The organism is Pantoea allii, assembly GCF_046529425.1.
In the GTDB taxonomy this organism is placed as follows: Bacteria; Pseudomonadota; Gammaproteobacteria; order Enterobacterales; family Enterobacteriaceae; genus Pantoea; species Pantoea allii.
The window spans coordinates 32,978-47,307 of the sequence record NZ_CP125958.1 but is presented as its reverse complement, the minus strand read 5'-3'; the positions used below and the strand labels follow the sequence as shown (position 1 = coordinate 47,307).

At 51.4% G+C, this 14,330-nt stretch carries 15 protein-coding genes; 10 read left to right on the top strand and 5 right to left on the bottom strand.

Features of this window, described 5'->3' with window-relative positions; all coding sequences use genetic code 11:
• The first annotated feature begins 65 nt into the window (after positions 1 to 65).
• The 5 genes from QNH99_RS00225 (at position 66) to QNH99_RS00205 (ending at position 5,062) form a co-directional block, all read left to right on the top strand.
• Positions 66 to 1,550: a sugar ABC transporter ATP-binding protein gene (locus QNH99_RS00225; protein ID WP_283355633.1), complete on the top strand. Its 1,485-nt coding sequence runs from the start codon at positions 66 to 68 to the stop codon at positions 1,548 to 1,550.
• Positions 1,543 to 2,544, top strand: coding sequence for an ABC transporter permease (locus QNH99_RS00220; protein ID WP_410517179.1), 1,002 nt, complete (start codon positions 1,543 to 1,545; stop codon positions 2,542 to 2,544). The genes QNH99_RS00225 and QNH99_RS00220 overlap by 8 nt, the downstream gene beginning before the upstream one ends.
• Positions 2,541 to 3,584 (top strand): ABC transporter permease, encoded by a 1,044-nt coding sequence (locus QNH99_RS00215; RefSeq protein ID WP_145394546.1) that lies wholly within the window; start codon positions 2,541 to 2,543, stop codon positions 3,582 to 3,584. The genes QNH99_RS00220 and QNH99_RS00215 overlap by 4 nt, the downstream gene beginning before the upstream one ends.
• A gap of 68 nt (positions 3,585 to 3,652) precedes the next feature.
• Positions 3,653 to 4,552 carry a MurR/RpiR family transcriptional regulator gene (locus tag QNH99_RS00210; RefSeq protein ID WP_063877790.1) on the top strand — a complete coding sequence of 300 codons (900 nt, stop codon included), beginning with the start codon at positions 3,653 to 3,655 and terminating at the stop codon, positions 4,550 to 4,552.
• Between the two features lie 48 nt (positions 4,553 to 4,600).
• A complete protein-coding gene (locus QNH99_RS00205) occupies positions 4,601 to 5,062 on the top strand; it encodes an OsmC family protein (protein ID WP_172897256.1) in 462 nt (153 codons plus the stop codon).
• A 98-nt stretch (positions 5,063 to 5,160) separates the two neighbouring features.
• Here the strand turns inward: QNH99_RS00205 and QNH99_RS00200 are convergent, their stop codons facing one another.
• Together QNH99_RS00200 and QNH99_RS00195 are read right to left on the bottom strand one after the other, a co-directional pair.
• Entirely contained in the window at positions 5,161 to 6,096 is a 936-nt protein-coding gene (locus QNH99_RS00200) for an omptin family outer membrane protease (protein ID WP_145394548.1), read from the bottom strand.
• 355 nt (positions 6,097 to 6,451) lie between these two features.
• Positions 6,452 to 7,138 (bottom strand): hypothetical protein, encoded by a 687-nt coding sequence (locus tag QNH99_RS00195; protein WP_145394549.1) that lies wholly within the window; start codon positions 7,136 to 7,138, stop codon positions 6,452 to 6,454.
• A 592-nt stretch (positions 7,139 to 7,730) separates the two neighbouring features.
• On the opposite strand from QNH99_RS00195, the gene QNH99_RS00190 reads away from it, so the two are divergent.
• The 3 genes from QNH99_RS00190 to QNH99_RS00180 all read left to right on the top strand — a co-directional run bounded on the left by QNH99_RS00190 (position 7,731) and on the right by QNH99_RS00180 (position 9,420).
• Entirely contained in the window at positions 7,731 to 7,919 is a 189-nt protein-coding gene (locus QNH99_RS00190; RefSeq protein ID WP_063877794.1) for a YjfB family protein, read from the top strand.
• A 361-nt stretch (positions 7,920 to 8,280) separates the two neighbouring features.
• Positions 8,281 to 8,916 carry a LysE family translocator gene (locus QNH99_RS00185; protein ID WP_145394550.1) on the top strand — a complete coding sequence of 212 codons (636 nt, stop codon included), beginning with the start codon at positions 8,281 to 8,283 and terminating at the stop codon, positions 8,914 to 8,916.
• 288 nt (positions 8,917 to 9,204) lie between these two features.
• Positions 9,205 to 9,420: a YdgH/BhsA/McbA-like domain containing protein gene (locus QNH99_RS00180; protein WP_063877799.1), complete on the top strand. Its 216-nt coding sequence runs from the start codon at positions 9,205 to 9,207 to the stop codon at positions 9,418 to 9,420.
• Between the two features lie 3 nt (positions 9,421 to 9,423).
• Here the strand turns inward: QNH99_RS00180 and QNH99_RS00175 are convergent, their stop codons facing one another.
• On the bottom strand, positions 9,424 to 9,555 hold the full coding sequence (locus tag QNH99_RS00175; RefSeq protein WP_256391432.1) for a hypothetical protein: 132 nt from the start codon (positions 9,553 to 9,555) through the stop codon (positions 9,424 to 9,426).
• A 208-nt stretch (positions 9,556 to 9,763) separates the two neighbouring features.
• On the opposite strand from QNH99_RS00175, the gene QNH99_RS00170 reads away from it, so the two are divergent.
• Positions 9,764 to 11,080, top strand: a complete 1,317-nt coding sequence (locus QNH99_RS00170; protein ID WP_218995983.1) for a methyl-accepting chemotaxis protein — start codon at positions 9,764 to 9,766, stop codon at positions 11,078 to 11,080.
• 172 nt (positions 11,081 to 11,252) lie between these two features.
• Entirely contained in the window at positions 11,253 to 12,152 is a 900-nt protein-coding gene (locus QNH99_RS00165; protein ID WP_063877801.1) for a LysR family transcriptional regulator, read from the top strand.
• On the opposite strand, the gene QNH99_RS00160 is transcribed toward QNH99_RS00165, so the two are convergent.
• Complete coding sequence (locus tag QNH99_RS00160; RefSeq protein WP_145394552.1) at positions 12,127 to 12,933, bottom strand: substrate-binding domain-containing protein; 807 nt, start codon at positions 12,931 to 12,933, stop codon at positions 12,127 to 12,129. The genes QNH99_RS00165 and QNH99_RS00160 overlap by 26 nt on opposite strands.
• Before the next feature lie 15 nt (positions 12,934 to 12,948).
• On the bottom strand, positions 12,949 to 14,250 hold the full coding sequence (locus QNH99_RS00155) for an MFS transporter (protein ID WP_063881067.1): 1,302 nt from the start codon (positions 14,248 to 14,250) through the stop codon (positions 12,949 to 12,951).
• Positions 14,251 to 14,330: the final 80 nt, after the last annotated feature.

Genomic DNA, 14,330 nt, shown 5'->3' with positions numbered 1-14,330 from the left:
TGCTGGCCGGGTTCAACTGAATCCGGTCAGCCTCCCCGTATTCTGATTAGATAAGGGATAGTGCTATGCCTGCATTTTTACAACTCGATGGCATATCGAAAATATTCGGCGGCGTCCACGCGCTTTCGGATGTCAGCCTCACGCTGGAAGAAGGCGAGGTACATTGTCTGTGCGGACAGAATGGATGCGGTAAGTCGACGTTGATCAAGGTGATGTCTGGCGTGCACCAGCCCGAGCCGGGCGGCCGTATTATTATTAACGGTAATGAAGTCTCGCCGCTGACGCCCGTGGAAAGTACTCGCCTGGGCGTGCAGGTGATCTATCAGGACCTGTCGCTGTTCCCCAATTTAACCGTGGCGGAGAACATTGCCGTCGGCCAGCATACCGGCCGCTTTAAACGGGTTAACTGGAAAAAGATTTATGAGATAGCGGCCGAAGCGGTTGCGCGCATTGGCGTTTCGCTCGACCTGAATGACAAAGTGGCGGATATCTCTATTGCTCAGCGTCAGCTGGTGGCAATTTGCCGGGCGATGGCGGCGAATGCCCGGCTGGTGATTATGGATGAACCTACATCCTCCCTGACGCGCCATGAAGTGGACGCCTTACTGAAGCTCACCCTGCAGCTTAAACAACGCGGTATCACGATTGTTTTTGTCAGCCATCGTCTGGATGAAGTGCTGGAAATTGCTGACCGCGTTACCGTGATGCGCGATGGCGTGAAGCTGGGCACCTACGATGCCCGCGAGATGTCAGACCGTAAACTGGCCACGCTGATGACGGGGAAAGAGTTCCATTATGAATCCGTTGCCAAAGACAGACCGCAAACCGAAACGGTGCTCGAAGTCAGCAACCTGTCCCGTAAAGGCGAGTACCGGAATATTTCATTTGATATTCGGCGGGGCGAAATTCTCGGCCTCACTGGCCTGTTGGGATCGGGGCGAACCGAATTAGCGCTGAGCCTGTTTGGCCTGACGCGTCCGCATCAGGGCGAAATAAAACTTCACGGCCAGGCCGTGCAGATGCGATCTAACCGCGATGCCATTGAGTACGGCATTGCCTATTTGTCAGAAGACCGTCTGGGACTGGGCTTAGTTCTGGAGCAGTCAATCAGCGCCAACATCACGCTCTCCGTGGTGGAGAAGCTGGTGAATAAAGCCGGACTGATTCGTGACGATCTCTATGAGCAAACGGTCAACGAGGCAATTGCCTCACTGTCTATTAAAGCCGGTAATCCCGACAACAAAGTTAAAACCCTGTCAGGCGGTAACCAGCAACGAGTGGTGCTGGCAAAATGGCTGGCGACCCAACCCAAACTCCTGATTCTCGACAGCCCCACTGTGGGCGTTGATATCCATGCCAAAGACGGTATTTACGCCATTGTGCGCAAACTCGCCGCCAGCGGTATTGCCATCATCATGATTTCCGATGAGATTCCCGAAATTTATTACCACAGCGATCGGGTGTTAGTGATGCGCGGCGGCAGGCTTAATGGGGAATATTTCCCTGGCCGCTGTAGCGAAGAAGAATTAAAGGAGGCAGTAAATGCGTGATTTCCTCCAGCGCTTTATTCATACCCACGAATGCCGCCTGCTGGCGGTGATGACACTGATGATTGTGTTCCTGACCGTATTCACCACGGAGTTCGCAACGTTACAAAATCTCTTAGACGTTTCAGGTGCAACGGCCTTTATTGGCATTATGGCCGCAGGCCTGTTGGTGGTGATTATTACTGGCGGCATCGATCTCTCTTTCGCCGCTACCGCCTCTATCACCCAGTACGTTGCCCTGACCTTAGCGAACAATATGGGCCTGGGCTGGGTGGGCATTTTTGCCGTCGCCATCGGCCTGGGCATCGTGCTGGGTTTTATCAATGGCATGCTGGTCAACGTACTTCGAACCTCCGCGCTGATTATCACCATTGCGACCCTGAACGTTTTCTTCGGCATCCTGCTGACGGTAACCAGCGGCCAGGACATCTTCATGCTGCCTGACTGGTTTAACGCCGGCTTTGAACTGGTGTTCTATACCGATGCACAAGGTGCCACCTATGCGCTGAACTTCCAGATTATCGCCCTGGTCCTGGCGTTTGTTTTGACGTGGCTACTGCTCAACAGAAGCAATACCGGCCGACAAATTTATGCCACCGGTGGCAATCCGGATGCCGCGCAACGCGTCGGCTTCAACGTATTCAAACTGAATATGCTGGTTTATGGCTACATGGGAGCGCTGGCTGGTCTGGCGTCGCTGGTTCAGGCACAGCTTGCCCAGTCGGTATCCCCGACGGCGCTGGTTGGCAGGGAACTGGATGTGGTGGCTGCGGTGGTTATCGGCGGGGCCAGCCTCACTGGCGGTAAGGGGACGGTGTTGGGCACCGTACTGGGCGTGGTACTGATTGCCGTGATGCAGAATGGCCTGATCCTGCTGGGTGTTTCATCTTACTGGTCGTTATTCAGTACCGGCCTGGTGATCATCGCCGCCATGATCATGATGGCCAGAGAAACCCGCAAACAGAACAAGCTCGTCGATGAAGGGGCAATATCATGAAGCAGACTGGCAATGTGTTAGCGCAGGTGGAAAAACGGTTGGGAACGACCAACGTCCGGCTGCTGTTTATTCTGATAGTCATGGTGATCGGTCTTGGGCTACTTGAGGGCGACAAGCTGTTTGCGGCGGCGGGATTGCGATCGATGGGCTTCCAGTTGCCGGAGCTGGGGTTTCTTGCGCTCGCCATGATGATTCCTATGCTTTCCGGCGGTATCGATCTTTCCATCATCGCCACCGCCAACCTGTGCGCTTTAACGGTCGCCTACACGTTAACCACCTTCATGCCTGAGATGCAGGGCGCATCCGGGGATCTGCTACAAATTGGCGCACTGTTGCTGGGCCTGGTGTTGTCGGCCCTGGTGGGGTTACTGAATGGCGTGCTGGTGGCTTATCTGCGCGTGCCGCCGATGCTGGCGACGCTGGGTACGATGACGGCGGTAAAAGGCATTGCAATCGGATTCAGCCATGGGGATGTTATTTCCGGTTTTCCGGCACCGATTGTGTTTATCGGTAACGGCACCCTGTTCGGCATTCCTTTCGCCCTTATCATCTTTGCCCTGGCGATTATTCCGTTAAGCATTTTCGTCAACAAAACCCCGCTGGGTAAGTCGATAGCCATGATCGGTTCCAATGAGCGAGCGGCCCATTATTCCGGCATTAACACGCGTAAAAGCCTGGTGTGGGTGTATCTGATTTCTGGCTTATTTGCCGGTATCGCGGGCATCATCATGATGGCACGCTTCGACTCGGCCAACGCGGCGTACGGTGAAAGCTACCTGTTGGTCGCTATCCTGGCTGCGGTACTGGGCGGTGTCGATCCGTTGGGGGGATTTGGCCGGGTCAGCGGCGTGATTCTGTCACTACTGATTCTGCAGTTGGTCTCTACCGCCTCGATTTTGCTGGATCTCAGTCAGTTCATCACGCTGGCGCTGTGGGGCGCAATTTTGATTGTGGCATCGGGCGGCGTCGTGCTCAAAGAATGGCTCTCTGAGCGGCGGAAACTGCGTAAAAAAGTGCCCGCGATGACACGAAAGGCGTAAATTCTGTAAACCCTGTTACTGCATCACCACGTCGCACCTGAGGCGGCGTGGCTATCGGGCCTCATGACATGATAGATTTAAAAAATAATCATTCAATAAGGTATGTCATGAGTAATCGAGCTGATGATGTCAGTGCTATAGGTCCCCGGTTACGACTAATGATCGCCTCATTAACCTCTCTGGAAGCCCGGTTGGTTCATGCCGTGTTATCAAGCGATTTTGATGAGAATGTCTCAATCAAAGCCATTGCCAGCCGTTGTGAGATGTCTGAGGCGATGGTGGTGAAAACAGCAAAGAAGTTGGGTTTTTCCGGTTTCAAAGAGTTACGTATAAAAGCCGCCCTGTATAACCGCCTGCCCATCACCGAAATGCATCAGGAGCTTTCTCCCAGCGATACGACACGTGAGATCGTCAGTAAGGTGTTTCGCACCTCCGTTCAGGCGATTGAGGAAACGCTGGCCATTCTGGATATGGCGGCTTTTGAAAAAGCCGCGGATCTGCTGGCCAGGGCACGTCAGCGTGATTTTTACGGCTTTGGCGGTTCGGCGCAAATCGCGCGGGATGCGGTGCATAAGTTTCTGCGTATCGGTACCCGTTCGGCCGCTTATGACGATCCCCATATGATGCTGATGTCGGCTGCGTTACTGAACGAGCAGGATGTGGTTGTCGCTATTTCCCATTCCGGCCGGACGAAGGACATCATCGAAGCGGTAAAAGCCGCGCAGCTTCAGGGCGTACCGGTGATTGCCATCACCAATTCCATTGGCTCGCCGCTGGCTAACCTTGCCGACACCGTGATCTGCTCCACCGCTCAGGGCTCGCCGCTGACCGGTGAAAACGCGGCTGCGCGCATTGCACAGTTAAATATTCTGGATGCCCTTTTTGTTGTGGTCGCACAGCGCGACTATGCACAGGCCGAACGCCAGCTGGGCCGCACCATGCTGGCCGTCGCCCATAAACGAAAATAGCCAGAGCAACCACTTTCACTATCCTCAACGATTCCAAAGGAACATCGAATGGCAAAACGGGAGCATCACTACCAGGTCAACGTGCGCTGGAGCGGTAATCGCGGGGATGGCACGCAGTCCTATACCGCTTATGATCGAAACGGCGAGCTGTCGGTGGAAGGTAAAGCCACGGTTGCGCTCAGTGCCGATCCCGCTTTTCGTGGTGATGCCACGCGCTGGAATCCAGAGGAGCTCTTACTGGCGTCAGCGTCGGCCTGCCATAAGCTGTGGTATCTGCATCTTTGCGCCGATGCGGGCATCATTGTGGAAGCCTATGAAGACTCGGCAGAAGGCACCATGGTTGAAGGCGAAAGGGGCCATTTCACTCAGATCACCCTGAAACCCGTGGTGACATTGCGTAATAAGGACGACGCAGCCCGAGCCGAAGCGCTGCATCATCATGCCCATGAAGCCTGCTTTATTGCGAACTCGCTGAATTTTCCGGTGCGTTTTGAGCCGATGTTTATTTAACGGTGAAATTTCGCCTGTCGGCAGTTAGTGATAACGCGGGATCTAACCAGCATAAGAACAGGCGAAACAGCGTTTCGCCTGTGAATGTCAGTACATAATCAAAATCGGTACTGCAATCCTGCTGTCACGGTATAGTTATGGTTGGCAATACCTGCCGCATCGCCGTCAATCGTTCCTGACTGGCCGCTGACGTTATCAAAAATCTGTGTACCACCTTTGCCTTCTTCGTATTTACTGTAGGTAAATTCAGCAAAAACTTTAGCATTAGGGGTAACGTAATAACCTGCGTCAACTGAAGCACCGTAGTAACGCGAACTTGATGTTTTTTCACGGAACGTCAACTGGCGAACATAGTGTTCGTCGTTATCATGGGCATTAACCCAGTCGCTGAATTTAAGCAGAGTACCGAATTCAAAGTTATTTATTCTGTAGCGCCCGGTCAGTCCTACGTACGGCATTGAAAAGCGCTGACTGTAACCTATGCCTGTTTGATCACGTGGAAAATCACCTACCAGAGTGCCATTATTGTAATCAAATGAGCCGCCAATAGCAGTCCAGCTGAAGCGGGTCTCCTGATAGCCAGCCACCGCACCTATCCGATAGCTGTCTCCCTGTATAAACCAGCCTTTCAGATTAAGATCGTACTCATTAGCATGATTCATACGCGTATAGGGATGTGAAGAATGGTCGGTCCAGTTACCCTGATTACTGTTTTGCCAGTCATAATCGTCCAGATGACCAGAACCGCTGGCAAGAGAAGTCCATCCACGTGCATTGAGTGTCAGGAATGAGTAGGCATCCCACGAAATGTCGCCTTTCAAAATGGCCACATTTTTGATCTTCCAGTCCAGCTGACTAATTTTACGACCCGTGTCAGGGTCGTAAACAAGTTCCCCGGATTTCCCACCTAGCATACCTGTTGAGGCAGATATACTAAGACTATCCGCGGAGAGATTAGGTGAAAGTGATATCTCTTTAGCCTGAACGCCAGCTGAAAACCCTGCCATCATCATTACAAAAAAGCATTTTTTCATTTTTACCACCCTGTTTTTTTATTAGAAAAAATCCTAAAAGCAGTTTCAGAATAAAATAGAGATGTCTGCTTAAACAAGTAAAAAATTGTGGTTGATGGCAGGGTTTAATAACTTTCAAACAACGTAAATCAAAAAAATATTCAACCCTACACCTGAGTCTGGCACCGAAAATGAAGAGTTAAATAGGCTGTTTTACCGTGTTGCCCTTTATTCTACAAATGAATATCACTCTGTTTAATCATGGAATTTTCACCCTTACATCGTAAGTTTGACGCTCAACATGCTAATTAAACGTAGTTAAGAAAGTCAGGATTAAAGCTTAAAGTGATTGAATTCATAACGCTTAAATTAACTTTTACGACGACCAGCCGCAGGCGTCAGCCATTGATGAGGCGTCTATACCCAGTTGCGTAAGAAATGCACCCATTAGCACTAATTCGCCGATAAACGCAGCGCCATCGGTTGCTAACAATGCCACCGCTTGGGCAGTAATCACGGTTGCCATGAGCACCCAGTTATACCAGGCCATGTTATCCTCAATTGCTCCCAGGATTTGGCGGATACCTGTTAATTTATAAATGGCAGAAATAAGGTTGAAGATTGCCGTTGCAGTATTCAGTGCCCCCTCTGCATTACTGATTGCCTGGAATAAACTGGAGAGTCCGTCCAGTTGAGTTCGGGTAAGGCCGTTAACAACTTCTGTAGCGGCTTCACCACAAACTTTACCTGTGATGCCAAGAAACTGAAAAAAAACGGTAAAACAATCAATCGCCACGATTATTTCTTTACTTGTGCATTCACTAATCGCAACCGATCTTCCGGCTGTTGATACAGAACGCGAACCTGACGAATCCGACCATGGAATATCATACTGACCGTGAACCAAGTCAAACATGTCACGAATTGCTTTATCTTTATCCAGCGTTTCACCAGCGGGAGGCGGATTTTCTGCAACGATTTTGTCGAGAAAAGGCGATGTTACGTTTTGAAATGTTAAAAAGTCTAATTCTTTTAAACTGTTATCAGAAAGAGGCTGGCTCATGAGTGACTATTCCTTTTGATATTTACTAAGAAAGTGGCTGTTTCCGGGTATGCTAACGGGTAATCCTGTTCGTAATTTTATTTAAAGTTAGCCCTTTTCTTTAAAAATTAAGATGGTTGTTTGCCTATTAATTTTTCAATATCAATAGGTGTTTTTTATTTTTTATGCGTTTTTGAGCATTAGTTAAGTTTAGATAGTTTAATGTTTTTAAAGAGTGTGGGAAAATAAAAAAATATAGTTTATTATTCTTTTTAAAATTTTTTATTTATTTCATTCAGTTGGTTGCGCCTTTTTGTACGACGATGGTGGTTAAGGTGGGTAGAGTTTTTCGCTCATAATTTTCATATTTTATATAAGTTTATTTTTTCAGAATCTCAATTTCACGAAAGTACTATGAGCGGCGCTGATATCACTATCCTAAAATCCTGTGTGGTGCTTAAATCTGGAAGAAATTTTCCTCTTTTCGTATTCATTCGTCAGAGTTATTAAAGTATTTTAGCCCCAGGCCGATACTTTATGCGCAACTGGCGAAATCCGTCGCCGGTATTATGTGACCCCCGTCTGGGGCTCAGTCAACATAAGGAGCAACTGCATGGATATACAGCAACTCACCACTCTGTCTGCAGGTTTAGAACAATGGCAGGCTCGCGGTGAAGCCAATGCGAATCTGTTGAAAAAAACGCTGAATCAACAGGCAGATACCATCACTACGCTTGTTGAGGGTGTGACAGCTCTTCCCTCTAATCCGGCTGTAGGGCGTAACATCAACACCACCGCCTGATCATGCCGTTACGGATCTCCGGGCGGCTTTCGCTGTGCCGCCCGTTTTAATGCATGGCGCGGTTTATTCCCTTGTCTGAATCTGGCTGAGTCAACGGCCTTGACTCAACGCTTTTATCACCGCAATTTCTTCCAGTATCCGTGAACCTCATCTGGATTAAATAGGGCATCGCTCATCTGTTGCCTGGGAATGCGATGTCTGCGCGCCTGTTATCGATTGGTTATTCAATGCCTAAAATACGTTTATTCGCGACGTACCCTTTAGATGTTCTTCGCACGACATTGAGGGGTTTTTTGACCGCTTTATGCTTCTTCACTATCACGGCCCACGCAGAGCGCCTTAAATCTGAGGAGCCATTGTTATGATGTCTTTTTCAACGGGTTTCCTGTTGAGCCTGTCGCTGTGCCTTGATATCGGCATTGCCAACATTGCCATGATTACGCTGGCGATGCAGCGTGGCTATTTTCAGGGGTTCTGGTTGGGAGTCGGCACCTGTGTGGGTGATTTGATTTATGCCGTTCTGGCGCTGGCTGGCATGGCGGTGTTGCTGCAGTTCGAGGTCGTACGGTGGATCATCTGGATAGGTGGTGGTGCTTTGCTGGTGGGGTTTACCATCAAAATGCTGCTGTCCGCCTTTCGTAACGTCAACGATATCGATACCACGCTGAGTGCGCCCAGACGGTCAATGTGGCGTGAGTTCCGGCACGGTATCGTGCTGGCAATGTCGTCGCCGACTGCCATTGTGTGGTTTGCCACGGTGGGTGGTGCATTGATTTCCCGATTCGGGCAGCAAAGCATTACGGGATCGGCACTGTTTCTGAGCGGTTTTTTTCTGGCGGGGATCGTATGGACAGCGGCCCTGTGCCTGGTCGGTAGCCTCGGCGGCAGGTTGTTAGGGCAAAAGCTATTGAGATATTCCTATATGGCTTCCGCGCTCATCTTTGCCTACTTTGCCTTATATGTGATCGTGTCAGGATATAAAGAATTTATTCTTTAGCACGAGTTGGCATTAGCAACAGGTTGTTAGTCCTGTCACGGCTTGTCCGTTTGCAAAGACGTTTTCTCACGCCACCCACTGTGCCTTGATAGATATCCCGTTCAGCGACGGCCAACATGATCTTCTGCCAGGCCACGCGGCACCGATCACAGGCGAGAGCTATCAGTGCAATAGATAGCATGATCACAATAACTGCACTTATTGTTAACTTTGTATTAATAACATTGGTTATCATAACCCCATCGAAAGCGAATTGCTTTCACACTTACAACATTAAGGAACAGGATTATGAAAACCATTAAAACACTGTCGATTGCTGCCGTTGCTGCACTGTCATTCATGTCGGCCTCAGCTTTTGCACAAACCGTTACCGCAACGGGTTCAACGCTGGACGGTACAGAAGCCAAAATTGCCGCTCAGGCCGAGCAGCAGGGCGCACAGTACAAAATCATCGAAGCCAATACGAACGATCGCGTTCACATGACAGCTGAGCTGTATAAATAAGCGTTACGGATGCGCCGGCGCGAAAAAGGGCTGCTTAATGAGCAGCCCTTTTTGTGTCTGCACAGACAGCAGCGCACCAACCTTGTCAGATTGAATCGCCGCCGTGCGCCGTTTGCGCTCTGCAAGCAGCGTCATGAATAAAAGGTCAGGCTTCCCCGCACATAAACCGCGCCAGATCAGCGTAATCTTGATGCCGTACCCGCTTCATTCAGACATAACGTAAATTTTACAGAAGAGGGTTAGCCCGGTCACAATCTTATGGTTGTTTATTCGCCATTGTCTCAAGCCCGTTCTTTATCCTGCCGATAAACCCTCCAGACCACTCAACATGGCAGTATAAAAAATGACAATTTTTAAAAAAATATTTTCTATTTTTCCTAAACACCAGCATAAACACGCCGCCGATTCGCTCAGAGCTTTGGACGATGCGGTTCCGATCATCGAATTTACCCCGGATGGCACCATCCTTCGGGCCAATGCACTGTTTCTAAGCAAGATGGGTTACGAAGCGCAAGAGATCGTGGGCCATCACCACAGTATGTTTTGCCCGCCATCAATGGTGAACTCATCTGAGTACCGCCAGTTCTGGCAGCGCCTTGCCAGCGGCAAGAGCTTCAGCGGCAAATATCTGCGTCTGGGCAAAGACAGTCATCCGGTCTGGCTGGAAGCCAGCTATGTCCCGGTGAAAGACAAACATGGCCGCGTCATCAAGGTCATCAAGCTGGCGGCAGATATCTCCGAGCGCATCAGTGAGGCACAGCAGCAGGATGCCCTGGTACAGGCGATCAGCCGCTCAATGGCGGTCATCGCATTTAACAAAGCCGGGGAAGTGTTAGAGGTTAACGAAAACTTCCTCAAAGCAACGGGCTATAAAGCCGACGAGATTCTGGGCAGGCATCACCGTATGTTCTGTTCCGAGGAACTGCGCAGCAGCAAGGAATACCAGCTGTTTTGGCAGCGTCTCAATCAGGGCGAATTTTTCTCTGGGCAGTATCCGCGACTTAATCGTCATGGCGAAACTATCTGGCTGCGCGCGACGTATAACCCGGTTTTCGATGCCGATGGCCGGTTATATAAGATTGTAAAATTCGCCAGCGATGTTACCGAGCAGGTGCTGCAAAACCAGCAAGAAAATGAAGCGGCTCAGCACGCGTGGAAGATGGCGCAGCAAACCCGCGAAAGCTCGGTAACGGGTGCGGATGTGATTGAAGACAGCGTCAGAACCATGGCCGAGATCGCCAAAGAGATGAACAGCGTTTCCGCTGACGTCTTTGGGTTAAACGGCCAGTCAGATCGCATTGCCGATATGGTGCACACCATTCGCAACATCGCTGAGCAGACGCGATTTATCGCATTAAACGCGGCAATTGAGGCAGCCCGTGCCGGCACGTCCGGCCGCAGTTTTGCCATCGTGGCCGCCGAGGTGCGTACTCTGGCTGCCCGCATCAATGAAGCCACTGAAGAGATAGGTCGCGTGGTATCCAGCAATAATCAGCTGGCAAAAAAGGTGCTGGAAGATATCGAAAATAACCTGAAAAACACCGCTCGCGGCGTCAACCTGATGCGCCAGGCCGGAGAGGTTATCGCCAGCATTCAGAGCAATTCGGAGCGGGCAGAAGAGGCGGTCAGAAACGTTTCACGCTCGACGTCGCCTATTTAGCGCTTAACCCTGCAGCAGCAGGTCATCCGTCTGCGCGGGTGACCTGCTGCCTGTCCGGCTGTTTTCTGTCAGGCGCTCCGCCAACATTTCACTTTGTTTGCCGCCATTCGATAAGGCACTATTAGCCCTCTCTGTCCCTGCCAGATCATTGTTGAAAGGAACGCCAGCCCACATGCCCGTCAATTTCGATCTTAACGATCTGTATGCGTTTCGCGCCCTGGTTGAATATGGCAATTTCCGTATCGCCGCGGAATCCATCTGCCTGTCCCAGTCGGCGCTGAGCCGCAGGATTGAGAAGCTGGAAACGGCGTTGGGGATAAAGCTGTTTGACAGGACCACCCGCCGGGTCACGCTGACGCTTTACGGCCAGACGTTCGCCGCGCGTTCCGAGCAACTGCTGACCAACTTTGAAGAAGTGATGGCGGATATCAGTAAAGTCAGCCAGGACAGAACCGGACTGGTGACGGTTGCCACGGTGCCTTCCGCCGCCTATTACTTTATGCCGGATGTGATTCGCCGCTTTCAGGTGCGCTATCCTCGGGTGCGGGTCAAGATTATTGACAGTAGCGCAGGCAACGTTATTGAAGCTGTCACCAGTGGTCAGGCAGATTTTGGCATTTGCTTCTCGGGCAACCCGCCGCCCAATACTGAGTTTTTACCGCTGGTGGAGGATGTTTACGTCGTGGCGTGCCGACACGATCATCCCCTTGCTAACCGCAAAAGCCTGACGTGGCAGGAGTTTTACCAGCAGGATTATGTCGGGCTGGATAAGACCTCCGGCAATCGAAATCTACTGGATTCCGCACTGGGCCATGTTGTTCCGGCGCGCCCGAGCATCTGCGAAACCCGGCATGTAACAACGATGCTGGGCATGGTCGAAGCGGGAATCGGCATTGCTGCCGTTCCCGCGATGTCGATGCCGTCATCAGGCCATTCGGTGCTGGTTCACCTGCCGCTTACCGATCCGGTCGTGAAACGCACCGTTGGCCTGATCAGGCGCAGTGGACGCATACAGTCTTATATCGCTGCAGAGCTGGAAAAGCTGATTACTGAACAGTATCACTCTGCTTAACGGGTTGCTGCGCGTTGACCGAGTGCAAACCCGTGGCATGGACGACTTCCTGAGCCGGGGCAGACGCCAGGAAATCCAGTAACGCTTTGCCTTCCTCAGGATGGTCTGCTTTGGCAGGAACCGCGCCGGCAAACCGGGTGATGTACTGCACGTCCTCAGGCAGTTCACCTACAAAGGTCACGCCCGGCACGGGCAGGAGTTCACTGACCTGCTGGAAGCCCAGCGCATAGTGGCCTTTTGCCACTTCAGACGCTACCGGGATGCGTTCCACCTCGTGCGCTTTGTCTTTCACCTTGTCTTCAATGCCTAACTTTTTAAACAACTGGCTGCTAATGTACTGACCGCTGGCGCTGTCTGAGTAGGCAATCGACTTCGCATTTAACAGGGTTTTACGCAGATCGGCATCCGTTTTGATATTGGGTTTAGCATCCCCTTTCTTCACGACAATCCCGATCGGCGAGTCAGCCAGCTCAACGCGGGAGTCCGGTTTTATCCACTTACCTTTTTCCAGCTGACTAAGCGCATCGCCGACCATAATCACCACATCGGCTTTTTCCCCGCGCGCCAGACGGTTGGGAATCGCCTGCGGTGTTTTACCCATCGACGGCCCGGACACCAGAATAATGTTGTCGCCACTTTTAGCTTCAAACTGCGGTGTGAGTTTTTCCAGCGCGGCTTTAAAGCCGCCAGAAATCATCACGGTCACCTCTTTTGCCAGCACACCGGTGCTGACGGAGGAAAGGACCAGCGTGGCAAGGAGTGAACGGTAAATTATTTTCATTATGGAATCCCTGACTTAGTGTTTAACGGCGGTTTGAAGATTTACAGTGCTGCGACGGTACAGATACAGCGTTGCCAGTAAGGCGCAGACGGCAGCAAAGCTCATCCAGTAACCTGGGGAGGCTTTATCGCCTGTGTACTCAATCAATGCGGTTGAAATCACCGGTGTAAAGCCGCCAAAGACGGCGGTTGCCAGGCTGTAGGCCAGTGAAAAGCCCGCCACCCGAACTTCCGCTGGCATGATTTCAGTCAGTGCCGGAATCATCGCGCCGTTATACAGACCATAGATAAATGACAGCCACAGCAGAACGCTGAGCATCATGGAAAAGCTGGGTGCAGCAGCCAGCATCGACAGGGCTGGGTAGGCGGTCGCCAGCGCGATCAGCGTCATGGTAACCAGTACAGGTTTACGTCCGAAACGGTCAGACAGCGCCCCGCCAACCGGTAACCAAAGGAAGTTAGAGATGGCAACCAGCAGCGTGACTAACAGGCTATCGGAGGCGCTGAGCATCAGCACTTTCTTGCCGAAGGTCGGCGCATAAACGGTGATCAGATAAAACGCTGTGGTGGTCATGGCCACCATCAGCATGCCTGCAATCACAACCTGCCAGTTGGCCAGCAGGGTTTTAAACACGTCGCGCATCGCCAGATGATGACGGCGGGCGTTGAACTCCTGGGTTTCTTCCAGCTTGCGGCGCAGGAAGAAAATGAAAGGCACAATCATGCAGCCAAACAGAAACGGAATCCGCCAGCCCCATTCACGAATCGCGCTTTCTTCCAGCACGGCGTTCAGGGCAAAGCCCATCGCGGCGGCGACCATAATGGCCACCTGCTGGCTACCTGACTGCCAGCTGGTATAAAAGCCTTTGCGGCCCGGCGTGGCGATCTCAGCCAGATACACAGAAACGCCACCCAACTCCGCTCCGGCGGAGAAACCCTGCAGCAGGCGGCCGATTAACACCAGCATCGGTGCCCAAAGCCCAATGCTTTGATAAGACGGAATCAGGACGATCAGAAAAGTACCTGCCGCCATAATCGACAGGGTGACGATCAGGCCTTTACGTCTGCCGACCTTATCAATGTAGGCGCCCAGCACCACTGCGCCGACAGGACGCATCAGAAAGCCCGCGCCGAAGACGGCGAAGGTCATCATCAGCGAGGCAAATTCACTGCTCGCCGGAAAGAAAGTGTGGGCGATATAGGTGGCATAGAACCCAAACAGAAAAAAGTCGAACTGTTCCAGAAAGTTGCCCGAGGTAACGCGTAATATTGCGCCGGCTCTGGCGCGGGTGGTCATCGGTGAAGTCGAGGAATGCATCGGTATCTCCAGTTTATCGTTGACGCTTTTTGCCGCGTCTGTTGCTGAAGACTGGATCAGGTAAATAAAGTAAATAAGCG